Raw genomic sequence first — 24,694 nt, 5'->3', positions numbered from 1 at the left:
AATTGAGAGGCTAGGACTTTTATCCCAGCCTCCTATTTTTAGTCTCTCTTATTTTTCGCGAATGACTTCTACTTTATACCCATCCGGATCTACAACGAAATAGTAATTCGGTTGCGTCCCTGGAAGACCTTTTGGTTCTGTCACTTCATAGCCTTTAGCCTTGTGTTCCGCATTCAAACCTTCTAGATCAGGAGTACTCAAGGCAACGTGAGCATAGCCATCTCCGATGACATATGGACCATGATCATAATTGTAAGTCAATTCCAGCTCATAGTCATCTCCAGGCAAGGCCAAATAAACAATCGTGAACTTGTAGTCTGGGAAATCTTTCCGACGTTTTTCTTCAAAACCAAAAGCATCTTGGTAAAAAGCGATTGATTTTTCTAAGTTTTCCACACGAAGGCAAGTGTGCAACATTTTTGAACTCATAGGTTTTCCTCTTTTCTATTTTTAAAAGATTATGAACGATTTTTTTTACGACTTTCCGTCTTAATGGATAATTTCACTTCAAAGATGGTCCCTTTTGGTTTATTATCTTTGACTTGAATGGTCCCTTTAAAGGCTTCTACGATCTGCTTAGCGAGGGATAACCCCAAACCAAATCCACCTTTTTGACGGGTTCTGGCCTTGTCGACCCGGTAAAAACGATCAAAGATCCGTTTCTTATCCTCATCTCGAATCCCTGGACCATTATCCAGCACTCTCAAAAGAAGATTTTTATCCTTCAATTGAACTTCAAACTGGATCTCACCATCTTCATCGGTATACTTCAAGGCATTGTCATAGAGAATGGTCATCAATTGCTTGAGGAGCGTTCTATCAGAACAAATGACTTTGTCCACCTGATTGTCTCCTCGGAAGATTTTGCCATTTTCTTCCGCAATGATCTCAAAATTCGAGAAGGTCTGATCGAAAAAGCTTGGTTCGATGTCTTCCATCTCTGGCTTCAAGCCATCATCTCTTCGGGCGATATTGAGAAGGTTGGTGGTCAAGAGCTTCATATTTCGAACTTCATCTAAGCTAGATGCAATGCTCTCGCTCGATTCCATAATGGTCGCTTCAGGCTTTCTAAAAAGCGTTTCGAGGCGATTTTGCAGGACTGCTAAAGGCGTCCGCAACTCATGGGAAGCATTTTCCACGAAAGCCTTTTGCTTTTGCATACTCTCAAGAAGGGGCTTGACGCTGAGACGTGCTAAGAAGAGACTAGCAAATAACGAGATTCCCCAGAAGCAGATCATGACAAGGGCGATTTGGCTTTCGTGCTCTTCACTGGTCTGCTCTAGCTGACTGATATTGGTCATGACAACCGCATACTTGATATCACTATCACTTTCATCATCAGATAAACTCAACTCTGCCATATAGGCCCTGTAACTTTCTTTTTTCCCATAGCTGTTTGTAATTTGAAGCTGGGAAACCTTGTTGAGGAGCTTTCGACCAAACGTCACTGTTTTGAAGTTTAAAAACCCATTACCGGTTGTCAAGTTTTCATATTTTTTATTGAGCAAAACAACAGTGGTATTGGATGTGACATCCCCTTTAGGTTCTGATTTATCATGATCTGGGATCATCATCTCATGATCATTATCATCTCCTTTGGTATTTGACTGTCGCTGGTCTCGATAAGCAATCGCTACAAGCGAGTAGGGATCCTGACTGAGAGTCTTGAGGTTCTCATCGACCGTTGTATAGAGACTCGAGCGCATGACCTGAATGATAATCAGGGTCATGGCTGAGAATATCAAAGTAAAGAGCCCAAAATATCGGATGAAGTAGGAAAAATCATCTTCCCCGACGGTTTTCTTAATTCTGGTTAGCATCTTTTAAGATATACCCCACACTGCGCAATGTTTGCAAGTTCTCAACGAAATCAGTACCTTTTAATTTCTTACGGATTTTTGAAACATAGACTTCAACCACTGAGATGGTTGTGTCACTATCAAAGCCCCAGAGACGATCGAAGATCTGGGTCTTTGGAAGGATGACATTTTGGTTTTGAAGGAAATAGACCAAAAGATCAAATTCCTTCCCAAGAAGTTCCACTTCTTTCCCATCCACATAAGTCGAATTGGTAGATAAATTGACCTTCAAATTGCCATAATTAAGGGTGTTTTCATTGACCTTTCCTGAGCGCTTCAAGAGAGCTTGAATCCGCATCTTAAGCTCTTCTAGGTAGAAAGGCTTGGTGAGGTAATCGTCTGCCCCTAGCTCAAAGCCGTGCCCTTTGTCATCCAGACTTTCTTTAGCTGTCATGATCAAAACAGGGGTTGTCACGCCTTTTTCACGCAATTCTTTCAAGACATGGAAACCGTCTTTTTCAGGAAGCATCAGGTCCAGCAAAATCAAATCATAGATCCCGCTTTCTGCTTCGTAAAGACCTTCTTCTCCGTCAAAGACCTGCATGACATCCGCAAAATCATCTAAAAAATCAAATACTGAATTTGACAAACCAAGGTCATCTTCGACCAATAGAATTTTAATCATTATCGTATCCTCTTCTCTTTCGTGAGCGAGTCTTTCTAATCTATTCTTAACCATTATAACACGACTTGCCTTCATTTCCTATAGTTTAGAACCTGGTTTTATGATCAAATTCAGCCTGCCTGAGGAAGGCTAATTCTATGAGTTTGTCGTGTTTTCTTTGTTACTTTGACTATCACTCGTCTTGTTTTTATTTTTTGAATTCTTCTTGTTGGACTTTTTAGAGGAACCCTGGTTCCCTTCTTGTCCGCCAGATTGGTTCATGCCGTTATCTGGACCATTCCCTTGTGGGCCACCATTGCCTTCCTGTGGCATCTGACCAGGTCCGCCACCTTGTGGGCCGCCTTGTCCTTGGCCACCACCTTGTGGACCACCGCCTTGAGGACCGCCATCCTGTGGGCCACCATTTTGCTGGTTTCCTTGTGAAGCATGGGCATTTTGGCTATTTTGTTGCTGATTAGATCCTTGGTTCTGACCCGTTTGGACTGGTTGAGAAAATTGTTGGTTATTGGAGGATTGAGAGGCGATGACACCGACACCAAAGCCGCTTCCAGCACCAACTAACAATCCACCAACTGCTGCCATGCCAATCCACCACTTAGGACTTCGTTTTAGGACAACCATTTTTTCTTTGGATTCTTGCGTTTCGACTACTTGTTTTGTTTCTTTTTGATTCATCTTTTTACCTTTTATCTTTTTGTACAAGCACTTGTCTTTTAAAAATTTAAAGGGAGCTCGATCCTTTAGTAAAGCGATTATACTTCAGGAGTCTTAAGCCTGCCTAAATTTTTACTTAAAAAATCCTAAAACAAGTGTGGGCTATTGACAGGTTGAGCCCCTTATTGTAGAATAGTTACCATAAAATAAATACGAGGTTAACTGTTATGAAAAAAATCTTTCCTTTAGTGCTCATCTCCATTGGAGTGGCCATGATCTCCGTCCTATCTCAATTCACCATTCCCTTTGGTCCAATTCCTTTGACCCTGCAGACACTCATGATCGGGATCATCGGGACCATCTATAAACCCAGCCATGCCTTTGTCACAGTCTGCCTCTACCTGCTTTTAGGCTTCTTAGGCTTTCCAGTATTTGCAGGCGGTGCTGGTGGCGCTTCGCATTTCCTTGGCCCTACCGCTGGTTTCCTCCTCTTTTTCCCATTCCGAGCATGGATCACATCTCTATTTACCAATGCTAAATCCAGCATTTTCACTATCTTTTTTGCCAATCTCCTCAGTAGTGCTCTCCTCTTTGTATCCGGAGCTATCGGCTTTATGCTGGTCACGCATACTGATCTCCAAAAAGCATTTGCTTTGGTCGTTGTTCCCTTTATCCTTGCCGACCTCATCAAACTGATCATCATCACAATCACCAGCAAGGCGATTTTTGCCAGCCTCAAACACCACTGGTATTTCAAATAAGATACAAAGGACGCTAAAAAATCGATACAGAAATTTCTGTATCGATTTTTTTAAATCTATTTTGTCGCAAGGATAGCGGCTTCTACTGCTGCTTTTTCCCGTTGAATCAAATCCACACGCGCTGCGATTTCCTTGATTCCCATGCTGATGTTTCGGCTGATAGCCATATCAGACAATTGTGGTTCAAAGAAGGCTTTGAATTCTGCTAAGCGCTCTGCTGTTTTGAAGGTATTGGCTGGGTAGATGACAAACTTGTCAAAGCTCATGTCTCCGCCAAGAGCTGCTTTGACCCATTCCCAGTTTTCACGCGCCCAAGTCCAGGCAGATTCTTGGGTGAACTCATGGTGTAAGAAGGTGAAATACCAACTCATTGCCAAGTCTTGTGGTTTCACAACATCCTTGTTCTTCCACTCTGTCAAAATCTTTTCAACAGTGTCTGCATCGGTTGTATAAGCCAGAGCTGTAGACAATTGACGCTTGAAGTTGCCATCTGTCGCTTGGGCATAAGTGTTCAAGTACAAATCAGTCAATTCTTTGTTTTCATGGTGTTTGATTTGGTTAATCAAGATTTGCAAACGAATAGCGGCTGGAAGCTTGCTGATATCCTCTGCATGGGCTGCATAGATTTCACTTGCTTTGGCGCTTGCTTTGGCATCATCCCCCTTGATCATATTTGAAATAACCAATTGACGAACCATTTCATCTTCATCGGCTTCTCCAGCTTTTGGTTCAAAACCAAGGCGTTCAAAGTTGAATTGGTTGAAGGTTACGAGCAACTTCTTATAGGCTGCTTCTACTTCCGTACCTTCATCTACAAAGAGGCTGAGACCTTGAAGGATTGATGATACTGCAGATACAACCAAATAAGACGTTTCTTGGGTCAATTTCTCGATGACTGGCAAGAGACTTGCATAAGAGATGACACCACTTTCTGCCAAGAGACGACGTTCTTGAAGGATTTGTTGCTTGCTCAAGTTATCCAAGGAAGCCATGTTGTCTACAATCGCATCCAAGAGCTCTCCTTGGTAATCTGTAATGTAGTGGGCTGTATTTTCCGTATTGAAACGAAGCGGTTCATTATTTTCAGTAGCAAGGGCAGCATAACCTGGGATTTCAAGCGTTTCTGTTTCAAGTGTGTCTGGAATACCAGACCAGTTGCTGTTCAATGGCACAACCCATTGGCGGCCTTGGTCTTCATGTTCTCCAATGAAGAATTGTTTTTGGCTGATCTTCAAGGTATCATTTTCCACCACTGCTGTAAGAACTGGATAACCAGGTTGTTCCAACCAAGAATCCATGAAGGCTGCTACATCACGGCCAGATGCATCACCTAGGGCATTCCAAAGGTCACGACCGATGGTATTGCCGTATTGATGTTTTTCAAAGTAAGCTTTAAGACCTTTACGGAAAGCATCATCCCCTAACCAGCGGCGGAGCATATGCATGAGACGGCTACCTTTAGCGTAGACGATAGCTGGGTCAAAAAGAGTATTGATTTCATCAGGGTGTTTAACTTCCACATGGACAGATTGAACTCCATCGGTTGCATCGCGTTTCAAGGCCAATGGAACACCTGTTGTTTGGAAGTCTTCGAAGATATTCCAGCTTGGTTCGATGGCATTGACAGATACATATTCCATCATGTTGGCAAAACTTTCGTTCAACCAGAGGTCATCCCACCACTTCATGGTTACTAGGTTACCAAACCATTGGTGAGCCAATTCGTGAGCGACTACAAGAGCAACTTGTTGACGGCTAACTGCAGTTGAGTTTTCATCTACAAGGAGATAGACTTCACGGTACGTCACCAAGCCCCAGTTTTCCATCGCTCCAGCTGAGAAATCAGGAAGCGCTACATGGAGGGATTGAGGAATTGGATACTTCACGCTATAATAGTCTTCATAAAATTCGATGACACGTACCGCTACATCAAGAGAAAATTCTAAGTTTTTCAACGGATGCGCCTTGGTTGAATAGATACCTACGAGAGTGCCATTTTTTGTTTTGGCTGTGATCCCTTGAAGATCTCCAGCAGCAAAAGCAAGGAGGTAAGAAGACATCCGTGGAGTCGTAGCAAATTTCCAAATGCCTGTTTCTTTGCGGTTCTCCACATCGATTTCAGGCATATTTGAAAGGGCAATTTCACCTTCTTCTTGGTCAAATTTCAAAGAAAGATCGAACGTTGCTTTAGCTTCAGGCTCGTCCACACTTGGAAAGGCTTCACGCGCAAAATGGCTCTCAAACTGAGTTGAAAGGACTTCCTTCTTCACACCATCAATACTGTAGTAAGATGGGTAAATCCCAGTCATATTGTCTGTGATCTTACCAGAATAGGTCAGGGTAACTGTCACTTGACCTGTGCCTTCCAATTCAACATAAACTGCTTCATTGGCATCATCAATCGTAAATGGACGGGCTTGACCGGCTACTTCTACTGTTTCGATGGTCAAATCCTTTTGGTGAAGCGAGATCTTGTCCGCCTTGGCTTGACCTGTGATCACCACACGACCGCTAAAGGTCTTGGTTTTACGACTTAAATCCAAAAACACTTCGTAATGTTCTGGAACGAATGTTTCTACAAAATGTGCAACTGCTTGCATAATTTCCTCCTTTAAATGTTTCATGCTTTCCCAATCAAAAGCCCTAATAAAACTATTTTATCACAAAGTTAAGATAAAAGAAAAGACAAGCATTAGAATGCCCGTCTGATATCGAAAAGACTCCATGATCTTACATTTCGATAATTTTACCTGTTTCGAAGTAAACCACCCATTCACAGATGTTTTTTGCATAATCTCCGATGCGTTCCAAGAAGTTGATCACTTGGAAATAATCCCGTCCGGTCACGATGGACTCTGGATTTTTCCGAATTTCTTCTGTTGCTAATTCTTGGATGCTATCGAAGTAATGGTTGATGACTTCGTCTCGTGAAGCAACTTCATAGGCCAAATCCACATCGCCTTTGAGGTAAACATCTAGTGTCGCTTCGACAAAATCTTTGACTTCACGGCCCATCTTGCTGATCTCTTCCTCAACAGATTGAATACGGACTTCCCCTTTCATGCGAATGGTTGCCTTGGCAATTGATACTGCGTGGTCACCCATCCGCTCTAAGTCAGAGACCGCTTTTAAGACAGTCATCACGACACGAAGGTCTTGTGAAACGGGCTGTTGAAGGGCAATAATCTCAAAGGATTTACGCTCTAATTTCACTTCGTAGTCGTTGATCTCCGCATCATCTTCGATGACCTGGCGGGCCAATTCACGGTCATGGGTCACGAAAGCACGGACCGTACGGTTGATCTGACTCAACACTTCATTTCCCATTGCATAAAACTGGTTATGCAACTTCTCTAAATCTTCTTCAAATTGAACTCGTAACATTTTATTTTCTTCCTATCCAAATTTACCAGAGACATAGTCTTCTGTTTCTTTCTTAGCTGGGTTCAAGAACATTTCATTGGTGTCATTGTACTCAATCAAATCCCCATCCAAGAAAAAGGCTGTTTTATCGGAAATCCGACTCGCTTGCTGCATGGAGCGGGTCACCAAAAGCATAGTGTAACGGTCTTTTAGTCCATACAGTGTTTCTTCAATCTTACCAGCTGAAATCGGATCCAGCGCTGAAGTTGGTTCATCCAAAAGAATAATCTTTGGACTGGTCGCAAGAACCCGCGCCACACAAACCCGCTGCTGCTGACCACCGGAAAGTCCGATAGCTGAATCATGCAGTCGATCCTTGACTTCATCCCAGATGGAAGCGCGTTTCAATGAGGTTTCAACTGTCTCATCTAAGACAGCCTTATCCTTGACACCATTAATCATCAATCCATAAGTCACATTATCATAAATGGACATTGGAAAGGGATTGGGCTGTTGGAAGACCATTCCGATTTCCTTACGCAATTCGACCGTATCGGTCCGTGGTCCGTAGATATTGTGACCGTTGTAGAGGACGGTCCCTGTGGTGGTGACCTCATGGTTAAGGTCTCCCATGCGGTTAATGGCTTTTAAAAGGGTAGATTTCCCTGATCCTGAAGGACCAATCAAGGCTGTAATCTCCTTTGGAGCAAAATCCAAAGAGACACTATTCAAAGCCTTCTTTTTATTGTAATAAACCGACAAGTCCTTGACTTGCAAAATTGGTTCTGTCATTCTATTTTCCTTTTTGTTGTCATATTACTTTATCCAAAGTGACCGGATACATAATCGTTGGTCGATTGCAATTTCGCATTTTGGAAAATATTCGAAGTCTTATCGTACTCAATGAGGTTTCCCAGATAAAAGAAACCGGTATAATCACTAGCACGGGCTGCTTGTTGCATGCTGTGGGTCACAATTACAATGGTGTAATCCTTCTTCAACTCAAGCATGGTTTCTTCTAATTGCGCTGTTGCAATCGGATCAAGCGCTGAGGCTGGCTCGTCCATAAGCAAGATATCTGGCTTCACAGAGATGGCCCGTGCGATACAAAGTCGTTGCTGTTGACCGCCTGAAAGTGTCAGGGCTGATTTGTGAAGATCATCCTTTACCTGATCCCATAGAGCTGCCTGTTTCAAAGAAGTTTCGACCAATTCGTCCAAGACTTTCTTGTCTTTCACACCAGCACGTTCATGCGGGAAGGTGATATTTTTGTAAATCGATTTGGCAAAAGGATTGGGCCGTTGGAAAACCATCCCGATGTGCTTGCGCATTTCATAGACATTGATATCTGGACGGTTGACATCGATTCCTTCATACCAAATTTCACCCGTAACACGCGCAATATCAATGGTATCATTCATCCGGTTCAAACTACGAAGGTAGGTAGATTTCCCCGATCCTGAAGGGCCAATCAAGGCTGTAATCTTATTCTTTTCAAACTGCATGTCGACGCCTTTGATGGACTCGTTCGTTCCATAATAGACATGCAAATCTTTGGTCGATAGGACCACCTTTTCTTCAGGAAAAGTAATGATGTGTCTCTCATCCCAATTGTATTTTGACATTTCTTCTCCTTTAAGCAGATGTTAGTTTTTTATGGAGGTAACTTCCGAGTTTGCGGGCTCCAAAGTTAAAGATCAAGATAAAGATCAAAAGAACTGCGGCAGAACCGGCTGAGACTTCGATCGAGTCTGGAATGGTTCCTTCACTGTTGACCTTCCAGATATGGACGGCCAAGGTTTCAGCCTGACGAAAGATCGAAATCGGACTCGTCACACTAAAGATGTTCCAGTTTGACCAATCAAGAGCTGGAGCCGATTGACCTGCTGTATAGATCAAGGCAGCGGCTTCCCCGAAGATCCGTCCTGAGGCCAAGACGACCCCAGTGATAATACTTGGAAGAGCTTCTGGTACCACAACATGGATCACAGTTTCCCAGCGAGACAAGCCCAGTGCTAGACCTGCTTCGCGCTGCGTATGATGGACGTGCTGCAAGCTATCTTCGATATTACGGGTCATCTGAGGTAGGTTAAAGACGGTCAAGGCCAAGGCCCCTGAAATGATCGAAAATCCATATTTGAACTGGACAACGAAAACCAAGTAACCAAAGAGACCTACAACGACAGATGGCAAGGAAGACAAGATCTCAATACAGGTCCGAACCAAATTGGTCAAGCGACCTTTTTTTGCGTACTCAGAGAGGTAAATCCCAGCTCCAAGAGAAAGTGGGAAGGAAATCACCAAGGTAATGACCAAGAGGAAGAAGGAATTATACAATTGAATTCCGATCCCTCCTCCTGCTTGGTAAGAAGAAGATTTCCCAGTCAAGAAGTGCCAAGATACATGGGGCAAGCCACGGACCAAGATATAAAGGATCAATGAGGCAAGAATCGCAACGATGATCCCTGAAATAGCATACAGCACTCCTGTCGCAATTTTATCCATTCGTTTAGCGTGCATAGTTCTTCTTACCTCTTTCTTTCGTAATCAGTTTAATCACACTGTTAAAGGCAAGACTCATGAGGAGCAATACCAAGGCGAGTGACCAAAGAACATTGTTATTGACCGTACCCATGACGGTATTTCCAATTCCCATGGTCAAAATAGAGGTGAGGGTGGAAGCTGGTGTTGTGAGCGAGGTTGGTACCACTGCCGAGTTTCCGACCACCATCTGGATCGCCAAGGCTTCCCCGAAGGCACGCGCCATACCAAAGACAACCGCTGTAAAAATTCCTGAGCGGGCTGCCTTGAGCGTGACATGCCAAATGGTTTGCCAGCGGGTCGCACCCATAGCCATACTAGCTTCCCGGTAATGACGGGGCACAGCTCGAAGGCTATCGGTCGTCATAAAGGTAACAGTTGGCAGGATCATAACAAAGAGGACAAAGACCCCTGAGAGGATCCCAAAACCAGTCCCTCCAAAGAGACTACGCGTAAATGGGACGACCACTTGAAGGCCAATGAATCCGTAAACAACTGAAGGAATCCCCACTAAGAGCTCAATGGCTGGTTGCAAGAAACGAGCTCCTTTGGGTGAGACTTCTGTCATGAAAACTGCTGCACCAATGGCAAACGGCGTTGCCAAGAGGGCAGAAAGCAAGGTTACAATAAAGGAACCTAGAATCATTGGTAGGGCTCCGAATTCCTTTGCAGCAGGATTCCAAGTACTCCCAAATAGAAAACTAAAGATATTGACTTTATTGACAAAGAAAGTCGATAAACCTTTTTGGGCCACGAAAATCAAAATCATGGCAACGACGACAACAATCAAACTCATACATAAAAAAGTAATGGTTTTCCCAAATTTTTCTAGGCGGGAATTTTTTGATTTCGTCAGCATTTTTTTTGCTACTTCGTTCATTTTTTACCTAATTCTTTTATTTTTTTGACACATTCCCTTTTAAATCACGGGTGACTTTCATATCATTGATTGGGATATAGCCCATCTTGCCAACAACTTTTTGCTGAACCTCATCCGTCATCATGTAGTCAATGAATTTTTTAGACAACTCATTGGGTTTTCCCTTGGTATACATATGTTCGTAGGACCAGATTGGCCAGTTATTGTTGACGACATTGGCTTTGGTTGGTTGATAGCCATTGAGCTTCATGGTTTTGACACTGCTATCCAAGTAGGTAAAGGCTAGATAAGAGATGGCTCCTGGCGTTTGAGAAACGATGTTTTTCAACATTCCATTAGAGTCTTGCTCTTGTGCCTGCTTGGGTTGTTTGCCATCCATGATAATGGCATCAAAGACAGCACGGCTACCAGAACCAACCGCCCGGTTCACAATCGTGATTTCAAGATCTGGACCTCCCAATTGCTTCCAGTTGGTATATTCACCCGTAAAGATCTTTCGCAATTGCTCCGTTGTCAAATTGTCGATTGAGATATTTTTATTGGCAATGATGGCTGTTCCTGCTACGGCTACCTGATGGTCGACCAGACTAGAGGCATCGATCCCAGATTTTTCCTCTGCAAAGAGGTCACTATTTCCGATGTCCACAGCGCCTGATTGAACTTGTGAAAGTCCTGTACCAGAACCTCCTCCTTGTACATTCACAATCTTACCAGGATGTTCTTCAATGTAGCGATCTACTACTCCTTCAACCAAGGGTTGTAAGGCAGTCGATCCGACAGCAGTGATGGATTCTCCGCGATTGATCCAAGAAGCACAAGCAGATAAACTTCCTGCTAATACGATCGTTGCTAGTCCTAGGATCAGCTTTTTAGACTTTTTCAAATCATGTCTCCTTGATAATTCACTATTTCACTTATGATTTTGACAAGTTTTTTTCAAAAAAACCTGTACTTCCACTATATCATAGAACGAGTTCTTTGCCCAGCATTTTACCTAAAACGAAGCCCCTTTGGATAGAAATTTTTCAGGGTCTGTCCGGTCACTTTGGCAAAGCCCAAACCATTGCCTTCGACAAGGACCTGGTACCATCCATTTGGATGCGTTTCCTTCAATTGAACCGTCTCTCCCGCCACATAATGAACAAAGTCCTCAGGCGTGATCGAAACGGTCTCTTTGACTTCACTCGGTTTCAGAGCTAGACCAAGGGCAAAACTAGGTTCAAATCGATTTTTCTTGAAGGTTCCTAGGTGCAAGCCATTTCGGGCAATTTTTACTTTTCGCAAATCAGGTAAACCAAGTGGAACCAAATATAGCTCGTCACCAAAGATTTCAAGGACCCCTTCTAGAGTAATCTTCAAATGTTTCTTAGCAAATTCCTGCCATAATTTCTTTTGTTCAGCAGATAATTGGTCCTTTTTGGAAGGGATTTTGGCAGGACGATTCTCTCCTAGATAACGGAACTTAGCAACAAATTGTCCCTCCCCTTTAAAGAGATGAGGATACATGCGCGCCGTTTCTGGATGGTCAATGCCTTCTGCCATACCATTGATCTTCTCGATCGTTTCCAATTCTAGATCAAAATTATCTAAGAGCCAGGATACGATCTCTTCATTTTCCTCAGGAGCCCAGGTACAGGTTGAATAAACCAAGGAACCACCTGGAACCAACATCTTGAGAGCATCCTCTAGAATTTCTCTTTGAAGAAGACTACACTCTCGAGGATAATCGATGGACCAATAGTCCATGGCATCTGGTTGCTTACGGAACATCCCCTCACCTGAACACGGGGCGTCTAGTACAATCAGATCAAAAAAGCCTGAGAAAACTTTGGCCAGACGATCGGCAGACTCATTGGTCACCAATACATTTCGGGCACCGAAACGTTCGACATTCTCTACGAGAATTTTCGAGCGTCCCTTGTGGATTTCATTGGAGACCAAGAGTCCTTGATTGTCCAAATAAGACAAGAGTTGCGTCGTCTTACCACCAGGTGCTGCGGCCAAGTCTAGGACCTTCATCCCTGGCTTCGGCTGGGCGACTTGGGCCACTATCTGAGCTGCTGGTTCTTGTGAATAGACCAAGCCCGTTGCGTGTTCGATGGATTTCCCTGAGACCTTTCCATAATGACCCCAAGGAGTATTGGGAATCGGATCATCAAATACTTTTTGTGCTTCTTTCAAAGGATTGGTGCGAAAGGCTGCTACTGCTTCTTGATCAAAGGTCGCAAAAAAAGCAGCAGCATCCTCACCTAGAAGATGCTGGTATTTTTCTTTAAAACCATGGGGAAAATTCATTTAACTTCTCCCTTTCTTAAGATAGGTTTGAATCTCTGTTAACTTCACCTTTGGAACCATCATAATGGGTTCGACTGTCTGGTAATTAGGTTTATCCCCATTTAGATTTAGGACGGTATAGCCCAACTGTTCCCCCATGATCGCAGCTGCAGCATAATCCCAGGGCCAGATATAGCTAAAATAAGCTAGAATCCCACCTGAGAGAATTTTTGAAAAACTAATACCGGCACTTCCGTAGACCCGAATGCCAAGAGAGTCCATACCAAGATCGGCCATGCCCCAGTCATTTTTCTCAAGCATGCCGACATTTGAAGCAATCAAAAGGTTTTCCAGAGGTTGGTCCACAAAGGGTGTCAGTTCAACCTCATTGCGATAAACTGGGAATTCTCCACCCCCGAAAAAAAGGTGATCCCGCATCACATCGTAGATCAGGCCAAACCGACCGATTCCGTCTTCGAAATAGGCCACCATGACCGCAAAATCTTCCTTTTGGGTCACAAAATTATTGGTCCCATCAATGGGATCAATCACCCAAACGGATCCTTCTGAAATCGGTGAACGAAGGCCATCTTCCTCCGCAAAAATCCGATCTTCTGGGTAGCGATTTGTGATTTTTTCAACCAAATCCTTTTGAACCTGTTGGTCCATCTGGGTGACTAAATCTGTCGGCCCAGTCTTTTTTGAGATCATCAAGTCATCATGGAGATGAAGACGCAAGTAGTCTCCAGCCTCTAAAACGATTTGTTTGGCAAACTCTAATTTATTCTTCAAGAGAAAACCATCCTTCCTCTTTTTGCTTTGCAGCCTGGGTCGCACGATAGAGAGAATAACCGCTCACTTCTTCGAACTCCCGTCCGAGACGTTTTTCTTCTCCGATACTAGGCACGACCTTCTTAAAAGCGCGGTAGGCTTCCATGTATTCTTTGGCCTCTACCTTACTTTCATAGGCTTCTTCAACTTTATTGAAAAAAGAAAGCACTGAAGCAAGCTCTTCAGTGCTCCACGATAAGTCCAGTGGGTAACTATAATTTTTTTGCATTCGACATACTTCTTAGTTTATTTCTGCTCTTAGAGTGGCAGAGCGTAACTCTTGTTTTCGATAACTCCGCGGCAAGAAGGCCCGAATTTCGTCTTCGTTAAAGCCGATTTGCATGCGCTTGTTATCTAAAATAATCGGTCTCCTTAAGAGACTTGGATTTTCCTCAATCAGATGAATCAAGGCTGAGATGGATAAATCTTCAACATCAACATCCAATTTTTGAAAAATTTTTGAACGAGTTGAAATAATGTCGTCTGTTCCGTTTTCGGTCAAGGCCAATATACTTGTCAACTCCTGTTTGCTCAAAGGACTTGTCATTATATTGTGTTCTTTAAATGGAACATCGTGCTTTTTTAACCAAGCCCGAGCTTTTCGACATGATGTACAACTCGGTGATAAAAATAATGTAATCATGTGGTTCACTTCTTTTTTTATATATAACTATCTAACTCTATTATACAAAAAAATTAGGTGCTTGAAAAGCGCTTTTTTGATTTCTCGACGATTTTTCTGAATTTCAGTGGAAAAAAGAAATCCCTTTCATTTTTCCCAAGAAGAGGCCCGAAAAATGAGGCTGGGACAAAAGTCCTAGCCTCTCAGTTATCTTTAGATTGTCGAGCAAGACGCAGTGGTTGAGTGCGCTCTACTACGCTGATTTCATCAGCTTTTACAGCCCTACACAACTGTGCGGAGGTGGGGCGACGAAATCGAATTCTAACGAATTACCGATTTCTGTCCCACTCTCTTGGTCCAGTTTCGTGAAACTGCTTCATCTTCTTCTAGTTGCGCCACTAGTTGATCGATTCCATCGAATTTGACCATTTCTCGTATCTTATCCAACCAATGAATAGTCAAAGTATGACCGTAGATATCTCCTGTAAAATCAAAGAGATTGACTTCGAAACGAAGCTCTTTCCCATCAAAGGTAATATTTTTCCCGACAGAAGCCATGCCACGGTAGGTCTGCCCTTTAAAATCGACATCAACTACATAAACGCCATCTGATGGGAGATAGGTCCGGTCAATCGGCGCTAAATTGGCGGTAGGATAGCCAATGGTGCGACCACGCGCATCCCCATGCACGACGATTCCTCGACTAGATAAAGGGTGACCAAGTAGACGGGCAGCTTCTTGGACGCGTCCTTCTAGGATAGCTTGACGAATGCGGGTTGAACTAATCTTTTCCCCCTGATCCAATACAGGAGAAATGACTTCCACTTGACCATCAAAATAATCAGCTAAGTCAGAGGCCGTTTTCTTATCAGAGCCAAAACTATAATCAAATCCAGCAATTAAAACTCGGGCCCTCAAGGCTTTGACAAATTGATCAACAAATTCTTTGGCGGTTTTAGAAGCAAAATCGGTCGTAAAATCAATGAGGAAGAGCTCATCCACTCCTAGTTCGTTTAATTTTTGGAACCGATCCTCAGGACTCTGCAAATGAAGCAGTAATTCTGGTTGGTAGCGAACAAAGGCTAACTTAGGAGATTCAGGAAAGGTTAACAAAGCGACCTTCAAGCCTTTTTCATCCGCGATCTGACGCGCCTTTTTAAAGAGTTCTTGATGCCCCAGATGCAGGCCATCAAAGTAGCCCAGAACCAAAACTGTCTCATTCTCCAAATGGATCTGGTTAGCAGTAGTAATCGTACGAATATTCATGAATTTATTGTAACACACTTTCTGTTAGAAAGACTTTTCGAGGTTTGTAAAGTTCTTCTCTTTTTTCTAAAATGGCTACCAATTTTCCTTGGTAAAAAGCAGCTAACTCTTTGGAGTCACTCTCAACTGGAATAAAGCGTCCCACTTGAACTTCGCCAACCTCTTCTACTGTCAGCTCTACTTTTTCCAGATCCCCGGTGCCAATTTCAAGTGGGTGAAGGAAGCTCAAATCTCCTTGTGCTACTTTTTCAGCCACTTCTTCTAAGGTCAGGGAATCTTCCAGTGACAAACCGGCAGCACTGGTCCGTGTCAGATGAGACATATGGGCTGCATAACCCAGTTTTTGACCCAAATCCACCGACAAGGTCCGGATATAGGTGCCCTTGCTGCATTTAACCCGGAAGCGAAAACGGGCTAGTCCTTCCTCGTAGCCAATCTCACTGGTACGCGTGAATTCATAAATCGTCACCTGTCGGACAGGGCGTTCCACTTCTTCTCCTGCCCGTGCATACTCATAGAGCTTACGCCCATTGACCTTAACCGCGGAGTACATAGGCGGTACCTGCTCGATCTCTCCCACCATTTGGGCAATCATGCGATCGACCTCTTCTGCATCTAAAGGCACTTCCACTGGGGTCCGCTCCACGACATCCCCGCTGGCATCCTCCGTTGTGGTAGAAAATCCCAGAGTGATTTCTCCTTCATAGACCTTGCCTTCATCTTGCATGAATTCGACCATCCGGGTCGCCTTGCCAACTGCTATTGGAAGCACTCCCACCACATCCGGATCCAGCGTTCCCCCATGGCCGATCTTCTTAGTTCCTAAGATTTTTCGCAGTTTAAATACCACATCATGTGAGGTCATGCCTGCTTCCTTTTTTACATTGATAATTCCGTCCATCTGATTTGCTCTTTCTAACTGATTGTGTGACCATCCGGTCCACCGACCCTTTATTATACCATGAAACAAGACTTCTTGTCCCTCTTTCCCCCTTCTCATGAGCTCCTAAAAAATCCCGTAGCAGATTTCAGACTTTTTAAAATGGATTTGATACAATAGAAAGCGAAAGAAGGTGTAACATATGTTAATGTATGATGTTATTGTGATTGGATTTGGTAAAGCTGGTAAAACACTCGCAGCGAAATTATCAAGCCAAGGAAAAAAAGTCGCTCTGATTGAAAAGAGCAAATCTATGTACGGTGGTACTTGTATCAATATCGCTTGTATTCCCACCAAGACCTTGATTGTTGCAGCAGAAAAAGGCTTGGATTTTGAGCAAGCCATGAATGAGAAAAATGCAGTCACTACTCGTCTCAATGGTAAGAACTACGCAACGATTGCTGGAACTGGTGTAGACATTATCGATGCGACGGCTCGTTTCGTTTCTAACAAGGTCATCGAAATTCAAGCTGGTGAGGAAAAGGAAGAATTGACAGCTGAAACCATTATTATTAATACTGGTGCTGTGCCAAATGTCCTTCCGATCCCAGGATTAGCTGAAAGTAAATTTGCCGTGGATTCAACCGGTATTCAACGTTTGGAAAACCTACCTAAACGCCTCGGTGTCCTTGGTGGTGGACCAATCGGATTGGAATTTGCCCACCTTTACAATACCTTGGGCAGCCAAGTAACGGTACTAGACGCTTCTGAAGCATTCTTGCCACGGATCGAGCCAAGCATTGCAGCTCTTGCAAAAGGCTACCTTGAAGAAGATGGCATTCAATTCTTGCAAGGCGTTCATACCCAAGAAATTAAGGATGGCGAAAACAGCTTAACCCTTGTAACCGATAAAGGAAACTTCGAGTTCGATATCCTCCTCTACGCAACAGGACGTAAGCCAAATACAGCTGGTCTTGGTCTTGAGAACACAGACATCCAAGTCACTGATCGTGGAGCGATTCAAGTCAACCGTCATTTGGAAACCAGCGTCCCTGGTGTCTTTGCAGTTGGGGATGTCAATGGTGGTCCTCAATTCACCTATATGTCCCTCGATGACTTCCGCATCGTCTTCAACTACCTCACAGGCGATGGTAGCTACAATCTCGAAACACGCGGAAACTATGCGACAACACTCTTCATTGCTCCTCCTTTGGCCCAAGTCGGCTTGACCGAGCAAGAAGCACGCGACAAAGGGCTTCCAGTTGCTGTTAAAGAATTGTCAGTTGCTGCTATGCCACGCGGACACGTCAATGCAGACCTTCGAGGTGCCTTCAAAGCCGTGGTCAACCCAGAAACTAAAGAAATTCTTGGAGTGACGCTCTTTGGAGAAGCTGCAGGCGAAATCATCAACCTGATCACCATGGCGATGGACAACAAGATCCCTTATACTTACATCGCAAAACAAATCTTTACCCACCCAACCATGGCAGAAAACCTAAACGATCTCTTTGCGATTTAACTAGAATAAAAACGCTGGAATTTTTCCAGCGTTTTTTAGTTTAAGAATCCACAGACAGCCTCTTGAAATGCTTTATTTTCTTCATAAAGAGCATGCCCAGAATGCTTAAGAATGAGGAGTTGACAATCCGAAATCGCTTTTGCTAGTTCCTTGGATCCGTCCACACCAATCACATCATCTTCAAGCGCACCAAGGACAAAGGTTGGACACTGAATTTCCTTTAAGACCTCAATGCTATCGTGAGTAAGGCAAGACTGAGACTGAATGGCAATTCTATTTTCATCTTTGATTCGCCCCAAGCGACCCATGATATTATAAAGGAACCGCCACTTTTGATAGCTCTTTTGCGTATAGGAGTGCTTTGCGATATCCAGCATGAGATGCTTAAAAGTTCCAGATTGACTAAGCTTTTGCCAATGCTCAATTCGCTCTCTAGCAAGTTGACTAGGTTTTGCAGTAGTCACGGCTAAGATGAGCTTTTGAACCTTTTCAGGGAAATCCACCACCAACCATTGGGCAATCATTCCACCTTGCGAAATCCCCATAACATAAGATGTATCTAAGTTCAGCGCCTCCATTGCTTCTGCTACATCTGCTGCCATATCCCGCGTTGTATAGCCCTGTCTCAGCTCATTGATTCGAGAAAAAACATAGATTTTGTAACGTTTGGCAAGTATACGGTATGTGATTGAAAAAGGCATAGCCATACCTTTAACCGTCTGCAATCCATCCCCCAATCCTGGTATGATCACTAATGGCTGTTTACCTTTTCCAAATGTTACATAGTCCATGCTCTTTTTGTTCAAATATAAGGTTTTCCCTTTTGTTGAAGACATTACTTCGTTTTCTCTCCTATTTTATCATGTTTATTCATGTTGAGTTTTTAAATACAGAGCAAAGCCGGCAGTTACTTTTTCAAATCCAACTGCCTGATAAAACTGATGTGCAGCATTTCGTTCAGCGGTTAATCCACTATTTAGAGCCAGCGCCTTAACCCCTTCTTTTACCGCTTGTTTTTTCAATTCATCGATTAGCCTACTAGCAATTCCTTGTCGTCTTGTTTCTTTTGCAACTGACAAAGCTAAAATTCGATAGTAAGACCCATCTGCTTCAAAAAAGAAGAGCTTTGCATAACCTAAGAAACCTAAAATTACTCCGTTTCTTTCAGCTAGAAGACAGCCATAATGTGGCTGAGAAAGTATCATTTCTAAACGTCGAGACAGCTTAGAAGCGGTTGTTGGATAGCCCAAGTCTTCGTATAAAGACAGTAGGGCTTCAGCATCTTTTATGGTTGCTTTTCGAATCTGCATAGGAGCCTCCTAGTCTTCCTTCAAGGCATCAAACTTAGCCTTCATGGTTGGATTCTTCCGAGTCAATTTTTTAACGGAAACATCATCCAACTTGTTGTTAGCGAGGCGGAGTTGGTTTTCTGACGTAGTCAAGAATTTCTTGACTTCTTCCATCCGTTTGATGGCCTTGTCGATTTCATCGATAGCCTTGCCAAAGTTGACAGAAGCCGAATTGTAGTTCTTAGCAAAGGCAACTTTAAATGCATCCAGGTCTTCTTCAAAGTGGGTGATGTCAATATTTTGCTCACGGATAAGTGCTAGTTCTTGCTTGTATTTTAGAGAGTTAAGAGCCGCATTGCGTAAGAGACCAATCAACTGGATAAAGAACTGAGGACGAACGACGTACATCTTCTCATACTCGTGGCTAACATCGACAATCCCTGTGTTGAAGTAGTCATTATCTGCTTCAAGCATACTTACCAAAACAGCATACTCACAGTTCTTTTCCCGACGGTCTTTGTCTAATTCTTTGTAAAAATCAGCGTTCTTATGCTTCTTCTCAGTTCCATCTGCTTCATTTTTCATCTCAAACATGATGGAAATGAATTCCAGCCCATTTTCATCAAAGTCACGGAAGATAAAGTCCCCTTTAGACCCACGTGCAGAGACCTTGTTGTCCTTTTCAAAATAGGCATTAGGGAAGGCAAAGCTACGAACCTTGTTAAACTCACTCTCCGCATACTGCTCCAGACTTTCCCCAATGGCCTTGGTTGATTGTTGGGCCTTGAAATTCTTGTAAAACTCAACTTGCTCATTGGCCGCTTTAAGCTGGGCTTCATAGTTTTGTTTCACCGAAGTCAGAGAAAGCTCGTTTTCTTTTTCTTGTAAAAGGAGCTGATTTTTGATCTGGTCTCTTTCTTTCTCTAGGTCAGAAAGCGTCTTTTGCAGTTTGTTTTCATGCTCCAAGCGCAAGGTCGCCAGCTGATTCTCAAGTTGTTGAACTTCTTTTTCTTTCTCTAGCAGACTTTGGCTAGCGGTTTGCTCCACCTCTTTTTTGGCCAATTCTTTTTCGGTATCAAACTGTTGAATCTGGTTCTGTAACTGGGCAATTTCTTGGTCCTTCTTAGCTAACCTCTCTTGCTGCTCATTTAGGGCCTTTTGCTCTGCCAAAGCCAATTCTTGCCGAATCCGCTCATGAATTTCCTTGTCAAACTCAGCTGTCCGTACCTGTGACAAGAGCTCGCTGTATTGACTTTCATTAACTGTAAAAACTTCCCCACAGTTGGGGCACTTGATTTCGTTCATAGCCTGCCTCTTTCTCTATTCTTAGTATATTATATCATGCCACCAGTAAAATCAAAACCAACAAACGAAGCTTGCTGGTTTTAAGTAAATATTCATTCTTTTATAGAGACTTTCCTTAGGTGAGGACGGACGGTAGCGACTCCCTTTGGGATTCCATACCTTAGATTTGAGCCTTTCGTCTCAAATCTACCGAGCACCAGAAACTAATGCGTTTCTGATGCTTTCCTCACGGCGAAAAGTCTCAATCTATTTTGCACTAGTTCCAAAATATTTTTTTCAATAGTCTCATTCAGTAATAACTTTAGATTTCTGAAAAGATGTTGCTTATTTATAATCTGAAACAGTGGACTTAGCTTACTGGCTTTAGTTTATTTCTTCTCAATCGGCGCGACACTGGCCAAGAGTTTCTTGAGACCCACTTCTGGGAAGTTGATCTTGAGCTCTTGGGTGTTGCCACTACCAGATACTTCAAGCACAGTTCCTTCTCCCCACTTCTTGTGAATGGCAATATCACCAATGGACCAAGCGACGCTTTCTTTAGCAGCAGCTCGGTTACTATTACCAAAAGGTAGGCTTGATGACGTGAGAGCACTTGGGGATGCTTGTCTCTTGCGCTCTTGAAGGGCTTGAGACAGGCTCATGCCTTTTCCAAATGTCGTTCCGCTTCCATTGCTATAAGAAGCCTTAAAGCTGGTATTAACTGGACGGGCTAATCCTTGGTAGGTCAATAAATCCGAGCTAATTTCATTGATGAAACGCGTCGGACGGTTGTAGCTGGTCCGTCCAAAGAGCAAACGAGAGTTGGCATTGGTCAAGAAGAGAACCTTCTCTGCCCGCGTGATCCCCACATAAGCCAAGCGACGTTCTTCCTCCAATTCATCTGGATCCTCTGCTGCACGACTAAGAGGAAAGACATTTTCTTCCATTCCAATCAAGAAGACGACCGGGAACTCCAATCCCTTGGCTGCATGAAGAGTCATCAAGGTGACTTCTGAAGTTTCTTGGGCCCCATCGTCTGTATCGGCAATCAAGGCCAAATCGTTCAAGAAACGACTCAAGGTTTCCACACCTGATTCGTCTTCGACGGTCTCTCCATTTTCATCAAAATTCTTGGTAACAGATAGGAACTCTTGGATATTCTCGATGCGGGCCTGACTTTCCAAATTTCCCTGATTGGTTAGGGCTGTCATATAACCTGTCTTGTCAAGGACTTCTTCGACCAACTCTGTAATGGTGAGCTGGTCCAATCTTTCTCTCAAATCAAGAATGAGATTGGCAAAGTCCCAGATGGCTTGAGCGGCCTTTCCTTTGATGCCTGAGAGCATGATATTGGCTGAAGCATCCAGGAGTGAAGACTCTTGCATTTGGGCAAAGTCACGAATCTTATCCACTGTACCTGGCCCGATTCCCCGCTTGGGTTCATTGATAATGCGCTCAAAACTGATATTGTCACTGAGGTTGGCAATCAAGTTCAGATAAGCAATGACATCCCGAATTTCCTTCCGGCTGTAGAACTTGGTGCCTCCCACCATGGTGTAGGGAATGTTGGACTTGAGCAGCGCTTCTTCAATGGTCCGTGACTGGGCATTGGTTCGGTAGAGAACAGCAAAATCACGGTGCTTGTAGCCAGCTTCGCGACTGAGCTCTTCAATGGTTTTAGCAACAAAGACTGCTTCATCCTGCTCGTCATTAGCCCGATAATAAACAATCTCTTCCCCGTCTTCATTTTGTGTCCAGAGATTCTTCGGACGGCGGTGGCGATTGTTTTTGATGACATCATTGGCTGCTTGCAGGATAGTTTTAGTGGAACGATAATTTTCCTCCAACAAAACGACCTTAGCTTCTTTATAATCCTTCTCAAAGTCCAGGATATTCTGCATATCTGCTCCCCGCCAGCCATAAATAGACTGGTCCGCATCCCCAACGACACAGATATTTTTAAAGCGTGAAGCCAAGAGTTTGACCAACTGGTATTGGGCATGGTTGGTATCTTGATACTCGTCTACGTGGATGTATTGGAACTTCTGCTGGTAATAGGTCAGCACATCTGGATGCTGATCAAAAAGACGCAAGGTCAGCATGATCAAATCATCAAAGTCCACTGCTTCTGACTGACGGAGTTCCTTTTGGTAAGCCTCATAGCACTTGGCGACGATCTGGGTGTACATATCGCCAGCCTGGGCGGCGTAGGCCACTTCATCGATCAGGTCATTTTTGGCATTGGAAATAGTCCCCAAGATGGTCCGTTCATTCCATTTTTTAGGATCCAAGTTCAAGGACTTCAAGATCCGCTTCATCAAGGTCCGTTGTTCTCCTGGATCTACAATGGTAAAATTGCGATTGTAGCCAATATGATCCGCATCTCGGCGAAGGATGCGCACACACATGGAGTGGAAGGTCGCAATCAAGCAATCTTGGGTGGCTGGATTCAATTGATAAGCCCGCTCCTTCATCTCCCGAGCGGCTTTATTGGTAAAGGTAATGGCCAAAATATTCCAAGGATTGACCATTTTTTCATCGATCAAGTAAGCGATGCGGTGGGTCAAGACACGTGTCTTACCAGAACCAGCCCCCGCCATGATCAAGAGGGGACCTTCTGTCGTTTGGACCGCCTCTGCTTGGCGATCATTCATACCATTCAATAAAGGATTCATCTCATACTCCTCATTCATTCAATCGTTCTATTATACCACAAAAACCGGTCTAGCTTCTTTTAAAAAAGGACTCATTTGAATTTCCCTTCCAAAAACGATATAATAGTAGCTTAAAGAAAACAGGATTTCATCCGAGGTCTAGGAGGATATTTTGGATAAACCATACAGTAACTTAAAACTGGCCGAACGTGGCGCTATCATTAGTATTCTAGCCTATTTATTGCTCTCTTCAGTAAAATTGGCTACCGGCCATCTACTTCATTCATCCAGTTTGGTAGCCGATGGATTTAACAACTTATCTGATATCATCAGCAATGCTGCCCTGCTCATCGGGATTCGTCTCGCTCGCCAACCAGCTGACCGTGATCACAAGTTTGGTCACTGGAAAATTGAGGATCTAGCTAGTCTAGTCACCTCCATCATTATGTTTTATGTCGGTTTTGATGTCTTACGCGATACCCTCCAAAAGATCTTCAGCAATGAAACAGTTAGCATTGATCCACTCGGTGCTGGCGTCGGAGTGGTTTCAGCCCTTGTCATGCTAGGCGTTTATTTCTACAATCTTCGCTTAGCAAAACGGGCCAAATCAAAAGCCTTAAAAGCAGCCGCAAAAGACAATCTTTCAGACGTCGTCACATCTCTTGGAACGTCGATCGCGATCGCTGCTAGTGCTTTTAACTATCCAATTGTCGATAAAATCGTAGCCATCATCATCACCTTCTTTATCCTCAAAACAGCCTACGATATTTTTATGGAATCTTCCTTTAGTCTTTCAGACGGCTTTGACGATAGTCTCCTCGAAGATTACGAAAAAGCTATTTTAAAACTCCCTAAGATTGCGCGTGTGAAATACCAACGCGGACGGACCTACGGAAGCAATATCTATCTGGACGTTGTCTTGGAGATGAATCCCGACCTTTCCGTCTATGAAAGCCATGCGATCACAGAAGAAGTCGAGAATCTCCTGAAAGAAGAATTTGGAGTCTTTGACATTGACGTCCATGTGGAACCTAGCTCAATTCCTGAAGATGAGCTGATCGAAAACGTTGAAAAGAAACTCTTGACCTACGAAAAACGCCTCTATGCTAAGCAAGAGTTTGATACATTGCTAGCGGATAATTATACCTTGATTGACGACACCGGTCACGAACACAACAAGGCAGAATTAATAGAGGCTCTCGCAAACGACCAAGTTCAATTCCAAAACTTTGAACTGGAGTCCATCAGCCAAAAAACCAAACTCATACGCTATGAACTAGACGGTCAAATCCATACCAGTCTCTGGCGTCGCCATGAAACGTGGCAAAAGATTTTCCATCAAATTACTAATAAAACCGACTAAAAGAGGCTGGGACAAAAGTCCTAGCCTCT

24 protein-coding genes are annotated in these 24,694 nt (G+C 43.6%); 3 read left to right on the top strand and 21 right to left on the bottom strand.

What is annotated here, in order from left to right; genetic code table 11:
* Positions 1–48: 48 nt before the first annotated feature.
* The 4 genes from HMPREF2686_RS09755 to HMPREF2686_RS09740 form a co-directional block, all read right to left on the bottom strand.
* The gene (locus HMPREF2686_RS09755; RefSeq protein WP_003006623.1) at positions 49–429 is read right to left on the bottom strand and encodes a lactoylglutathione lyase; all 381 of its coding nucleotides are present in this window, start codon (positions 427–429) and stop codon (positions 49–51) included.
* Between the two features lie 29 nt (positions 430–458).
* Positions 459–1,820, bottom strand: a complete 1,362-nt coding sequence (locus tag HMPREF2686_RS09750; RefSeq protein WP_024055735.1) for a sensor histidine kinase — start codon at positions 1,818–1,820, stop codon at positions 459–461.
* The gene (locus HMPREF2686_RS09745) at positions 1,804–2,484 is read right to left on the bottom strand and encodes a response regulator transcription factor (protein WP_021152983.1); all 681 of its coding nucleotides are present in this window, start codon (positions 2,482–2,484) and stop codon (positions 1,804–1,806) included. Before HMPREF2686_RS09745 ends, HMPREF2686_RS09750 begins: the two co-directional genes overlap by 17 nt.
* Positions 2,485–2,619: 135 nt before the next feature.
* A complete protein-coding gene (locus tag HMPREF2686_RS09740; RefSeq protein ID WP_070450526.1) occupies positions 2,620–3,159 on the bottom strand; it encodes a hypothetical protein in 540 nt (179 codons plus the stop codon).
* A gap of 206 nt (positions 3,160–3,365) precedes the next feature.
* On the opposite strand from HMPREF2686_RS09740, the gene HMPREF2686_RS09735 reads away from it, so the two are divergent.
* Complete coding sequence (locus tag HMPREF2686_RS09735; RefSeq protein WP_031577043.1) at positions 3,366–3,899, top strand: biotin transporter BioY; 534 nt, start codon at positions 3,366–3,368, stop codon at positions 3,897–3,899.
* 56 nt (positions 3,900–3,955) lie between these two features.
* On the opposite strand, the gene HMPREF2686_RS09730 is transcribed toward HMPREF2686_RS09735, so the two are convergent.
* The 13 genes from HMPREF2686_RS09730 to truB form a co-directional block, all read right to left on the bottom strand.
* Positions 3,956–6,499, bottom strand: coding sequence for a M1 family metallopeptidase (locus HMPREF2686_RS09730; protein ID WP_031577045.1), 2,544 nt, complete (start codon positions 6,497–6,499; stop codon positions 3,956–3,958).
* A gap of 130 nt (positions 6,500–6,629) precedes the next feature.
* The gene (gene phoU / locus HMPREF2686_RS09725) at positions 6,630–7,283 is read right to left on the bottom strand and encodes a phosphate signaling complex protein PhoU (RefSeq protein WP_031577047.1); all 654 of its coding nucleotides are present in this window, start codon (positions 7,281–7,283) and stop codon (positions 6,630–6,632) included.
* Positions 7,284–7,295: 12 nt separating this feature from the next.
* Entirely contained in the window at positions 7,296–8,054 is a 759-nt protein-coding gene (pstB, locus tag HMPREF2686_RS09720) for a phosphate ABC transporter ATP-binding protein PstB (RefSeq protein ID WP_049483387.1), read from the bottom strand.
* A 29-nt stretch (positions 8,055–8,083) separates the two neighbouring features.
* A complete protein-coding gene (pstB, locus tag HMPREF2686_RS09715) occupies positions 8,084–8,887 on the bottom strand; it encodes a phosphate ABC transporter ATP-binding protein PstB (protein WP_049496102.1) in 804 nt (267 codons plus the stop codon).
* Positions 8,888–8,897: 10 nt separating this feature from the next.
* A complete protein-coding gene (gene pstA / locus HMPREF2686_RS09710; protein ID WP_003006597.1) occupies positions 8,898–9,782 on the bottom strand; it encodes a phosphate ABC transporter permease PstA in 885 nt (294 codons plus the stop codon).
* Positions 9,772–10,683 carry a phosphate ABC transporter permease subunit PstC gene (gene pstC, locus HMPREF2686_RS09705; RefSeq protein WP_003003307.1) on the bottom strand — a complete coding sequence of 304 codons (912 nt, stop codon included), beginning with the start codon at positions 10,681–10,683 and terminating at the stop codon, positions 9,772–9,774. The genes pstA and pstC overlap by 11 nt, the downstream gene beginning before the upstream one ends.
* 16 nt (positions 10,684–10,699) lie before the next feature.
* Positions 10,700–11,566: a phosphate ABC transporter substrate-binding protein PstS family protein gene (locus tag HMPREF2686_RS09700; protein ID WP_070450523.1), complete on the bottom strand. Its 867-nt coding sequence runs from the start codon at positions 11,564–11,566 to the stop codon at positions 10,700–10,702.
* A gap of 107 nt (positions 11,567–11,673) precedes the next feature.
* Entirely contained in the window at positions 11,674–12,978 is a 1,305-nt protein-coding gene (locus HMPREF2686_RS09695; protein WP_070450520.1) for an RsmF rRNA methyltransferase first C-terminal domain-containing protein, read from the bottom strand.
* Positions 12,979–13,749 (bottom strand): inositol monophosphatase family protein, encoded by a 771-nt coding sequence (locus HMPREF2686_RS09690; protein WP_070450517.1) that lies wholly within the window; start codon positions 13,747–13,749, stop codon positions 12,979–12,981.
* Positions 13,739–14,017 carry a UPF0223 family protein gene (locus HMPREF2686_RS09685; RefSeq protein ID WP_003003480.1) on the bottom strand — a complete coding sequence of 93 codons (279 nt, stop codon included), beginning with the start codon at positions 14,015–14,017 and terminating at the stop codon, positions 13,739–13,741. The genes HMPREF2686_RS09690 and HMPREF2686_RS09685 overlap by 11 nt, the downstream gene beginning before the upstream one ends.
* Before the next feature lie 12 nt (positions 14,018–14,029).
* The gene (locus tag HMPREF2686_RS09680) at positions 14,030–14,431 is read right to left on the bottom strand and encodes a Spx/MgsR family RNA polymerase-binding regulatory protein (protein WP_009732658.1); all 402 of its coding nucleotides are present in this window, start codon (positions 14,429–14,431) and stop codon (positions 14,030–14,032) included.
* 300 nt (positions 14,432–14,731) lie between these two features.
* The gene (locus tag HMPREF2686_RS09675; RefSeq protein ID WP_049522695.1) at positions 14,732–15,676 is read right to left on the bottom strand and encodes a bifunctional riboflavin kinase/FAD synthetase; all 945 of its coding nucleotides are present in this window, start codon (positions 15,674–15,676) and stop codon (positions 14,732–14,734) included.
* Between the two features lie 4 nt (positions 15,677–15,680).
* Entirely contained in the window at positions 15,681–16,577 is an 897-nt protein-coding gene (truB, locus tag HMPREF2686_RS09670) for a tRNA pseudouridine(55) synthase TruB (RefSeq protein ID WP_049472264.1), read from the bottom strand.
* 181 nt (positions 16,578–16,758) lie between these two features.
* Here truB and HMPREF2686_RS09665 point away from each other — a divergent pair, with 181 nt between their 5' ends.
* On the top strand, positions 16,759–18,075 hold the full coding sequence (locus HMPREF2686_RS09665; protein ID WP_049474797.1) for an FAD-containing oxidoreductase: 1,317 nt from the start codon (positions 16,759–16,761) through the stop codon (positions 18,073–18,075).
* A gap of 35 nt (positions 18,076–18,110) precedes the next feature.
* Here HMPREF2686_RS09665 and HMPREF2686_RS09660 read toward each other — a convergent pair whose 3' ends face one another.
* The 4 genes from HMPREF2686_RS09660 to pcrA form a co-directional block, all read right to left on the bottom strand.
* Positions 18,111–18,911 (bottom strand): alpha/beta fold hydrolase, encoded by an 801-nt coding sequence (locus tag HMPREF2686_RS09660; RefSeq protein ID WP_049474798.1) that lies wholly within the window; start codon positions 18,909–18,911, stop codon positions 18,111–18,113.
* A gap of 30 nt (positions 18,912–18,941) precedes the next feature.
* On the bottom strand, positions 18,942–19,385 hold the full coding sequence (locus tag HMPREF2686_RS09655; protein WP_049482313.1) for a GNAT family N-acetyltransferase: 444 nt from the start codon (positions 19,383–19,385) through the stop codon (positions 18,942–18,944).
* Positions 19,386–19,394: 9 nt separating this feature from the next.
* Entirely contained in the window at positions 19,395–20,669 is a 1,275-nt protein-coding gene (locus HMPREF2686_RS09650) for a DUF2130 domain-containing protein (protein WP_049474800.1), read from the bottom strand.
* Positions 20,670–21,037: 368 nt separating this feature from the next.
* Entirely contained in the window at positions 21,038–23,323 is a 2,286-nt protein-coding gene (gene pcrA, locus HMPREF2686_RS09645) for a DNA helicase PcrA (protein ID WP_049506906.1), read from the bottom strand.
* A 151-nt stretch (positions 23,324–23,474) separates the two neighbouring features.
* Here pcrA and HMPREF2686_RS09640 point away from each other — a divergent pair, with 151 nt between their 5' ends.
* Positions 23,475–24,665: a cation diffusion facilitator family transporter gene (locus HMPREF2686_RS09640; protein WP_024055507.1), complete on the top strand. Its 1,191-nt coding sequence runs from the start codon at positions 23,475–23,477 to the stop codon at positions 24,663–24,665.
* Positions 24,666–24,694: the final 29 nt, after the last annotated feature.

Source organism: Streptococcus sp. HMSC057G03, assembly GCF_001808745.1.
GTDB lineage: Bacteria > Bacillota > Bacilli > Lactobacillales > Streptococcaceae > Streptococcus > Streptococcus parasanguinis_Z.
Note: the sequence above shows the minus strand (reverse complement) of the source record. Positions and strands in the feature narration are given on the sequence as shown.

Bases quoted from the DNA above. Each gene is read 5' to 3' on its own strand.
- pstB (WP_049483387.1), bottom strand. From the start codon at position 8,054: ATGACAGAACCAATTTTGCAAGTCAAGGACTTGTCGGTTTATTACAAT.
- HMPREF2686_RS09740 (WP_070450526.1), bottom strand. From the start codon at position 3,159: ATGAATCAAAAAGAAACAAAACAAGTAGTCGAAACGCAAGAATCCAAA.
- pcrA (WP_049506906.1), bottom strand. From the start codon at position 23,323: ATGAATCCTTTATTGAATGGTATGAATGATCGCCAAGCAGAGGCGGTC.
- phoU (WP_031577047.1), bottom strand. From the start codon at position 7,283: ATGTTACGAGTTCAATTTGAAGAAGATTTAGAGAAGTTGCATAACCAG.
- HMPREF2686_RS09730 (WP_031577045.1), bottom strand. From the start codon at position 6,499: ATGCAAGCAGTTGCACATTTTGTAGAAACATTCGTTCCAGAACATTAC.
- truB (WP_049472264.1), bottom strand. From the start codon at position 16,577: ATGGACGGAATTATCAATGTAAAAAAGGAAGCAGGCATGACCTCACAT.
- HMPREF2686_RS09685 (WP_003003480.1), bottom strand. From the start codon at position 14,017: ATGCAAAAAAATTATAGTTACCCACTGGACTTATCGTGGAGCACTGAA.
- pstC (WP_003003307.1), bottom strand. From the start codon at position 10,683: ATGAACGAAGTAGCAAAAAAAATGCTGACGAAATCAAAAAATTCCCGC.
- pstB (WP_049496102.1), bottom strand. From the start codon at position 8,887: ATGTCAAAATACAATTGGGATGAGAGACACATCATTACTTTTCCTGAA.
- HMPREF2686_RS09745 (WP_021152983.1), bottom strand. From the start codon at position 2,484: ATGATTAAAATTCTATTGGTCGAAGATGACCTTGGTTTGTCAAATTCA.
- HMPREF2686_RS09660 (WP_049474798.1), bottom strand. From the start codon at position 18,911: ATGTCTTCAACAAAAGGGAAAACCTTATATTTGAACAAAAAGAGCATG.
- HMPREF2686_RS09755 (WP_003006623.1), bottom strand. From the start codon at position 429: ATGAGTTCAAAAATGTTGCACACTTGCCTTCGTGTGGAAAACTTAGAA.
- HMPREF2686_RS09695 (WP_070450520.1), bottom strand. From the start codon at position 12,978: ATGAATTTTCCCCATGGTTTTAAAGAAAAATACCAGCATCTTCTAGGT.
- HMPREF2686_RS09665 (WP_049474797.1), top strand. From the start codon at position 16,759: ATGTTAATGTATGATGTTATTGTGATTGGATTTGGTAAAGCTGGTAAA.
- HMPREF2686_RS09650 (WP_049474800.1), bottom strand. From the start codon at position 20,669: ATGAACGAAATCAAGTGCCCCAACTGTGGGGAAGTTTTTACAGTTAAT.
- HMPREF2686_RS09735 (WP_031577043.1), top strand. From the start codon at position 3,366: ATGAAAAAAATCTTTCCTTTAGTGCTCATCTCCATTGGAGTGGCCATG.
- HMPREF2686_RS09750 (WP_024055735.1), bottom strand. From the start codon at position 1,820: ATGCTAACCAGAATTAAGAAAACCGTCGGGGAAGATGATTTTTCCTAC.
- pstA (WP_003006597.1), bottom strand. From the start codon at position 9,782: ATGCACGCTAAACGAATGGATAAAATTGCGACAGGAGTGCTGTATGCT.
- HMPREF2686_RS09675 (WP_049522695.1), bottom strand. From the start codon at position 15,676: ATGAATATTCGTACGATTACTACTGCTAACCAGATCCATTTGGAGAAT.
- HMPREF2686_RS09655 (WP_049482313.1), bottom strand. From the start codon at position 19,385: ATGCAGATTCGAAAAGCAACCATAAAAGATGCTGAAGCCCTACTGTCT.
- HMPREF2686_RS09680 (WP_009732658.1), bottom strand. From the start codon at position 14,431: ATGATTACATTATTTTTATCACCGAGTTGTACATCATGTCGAAAAGCT.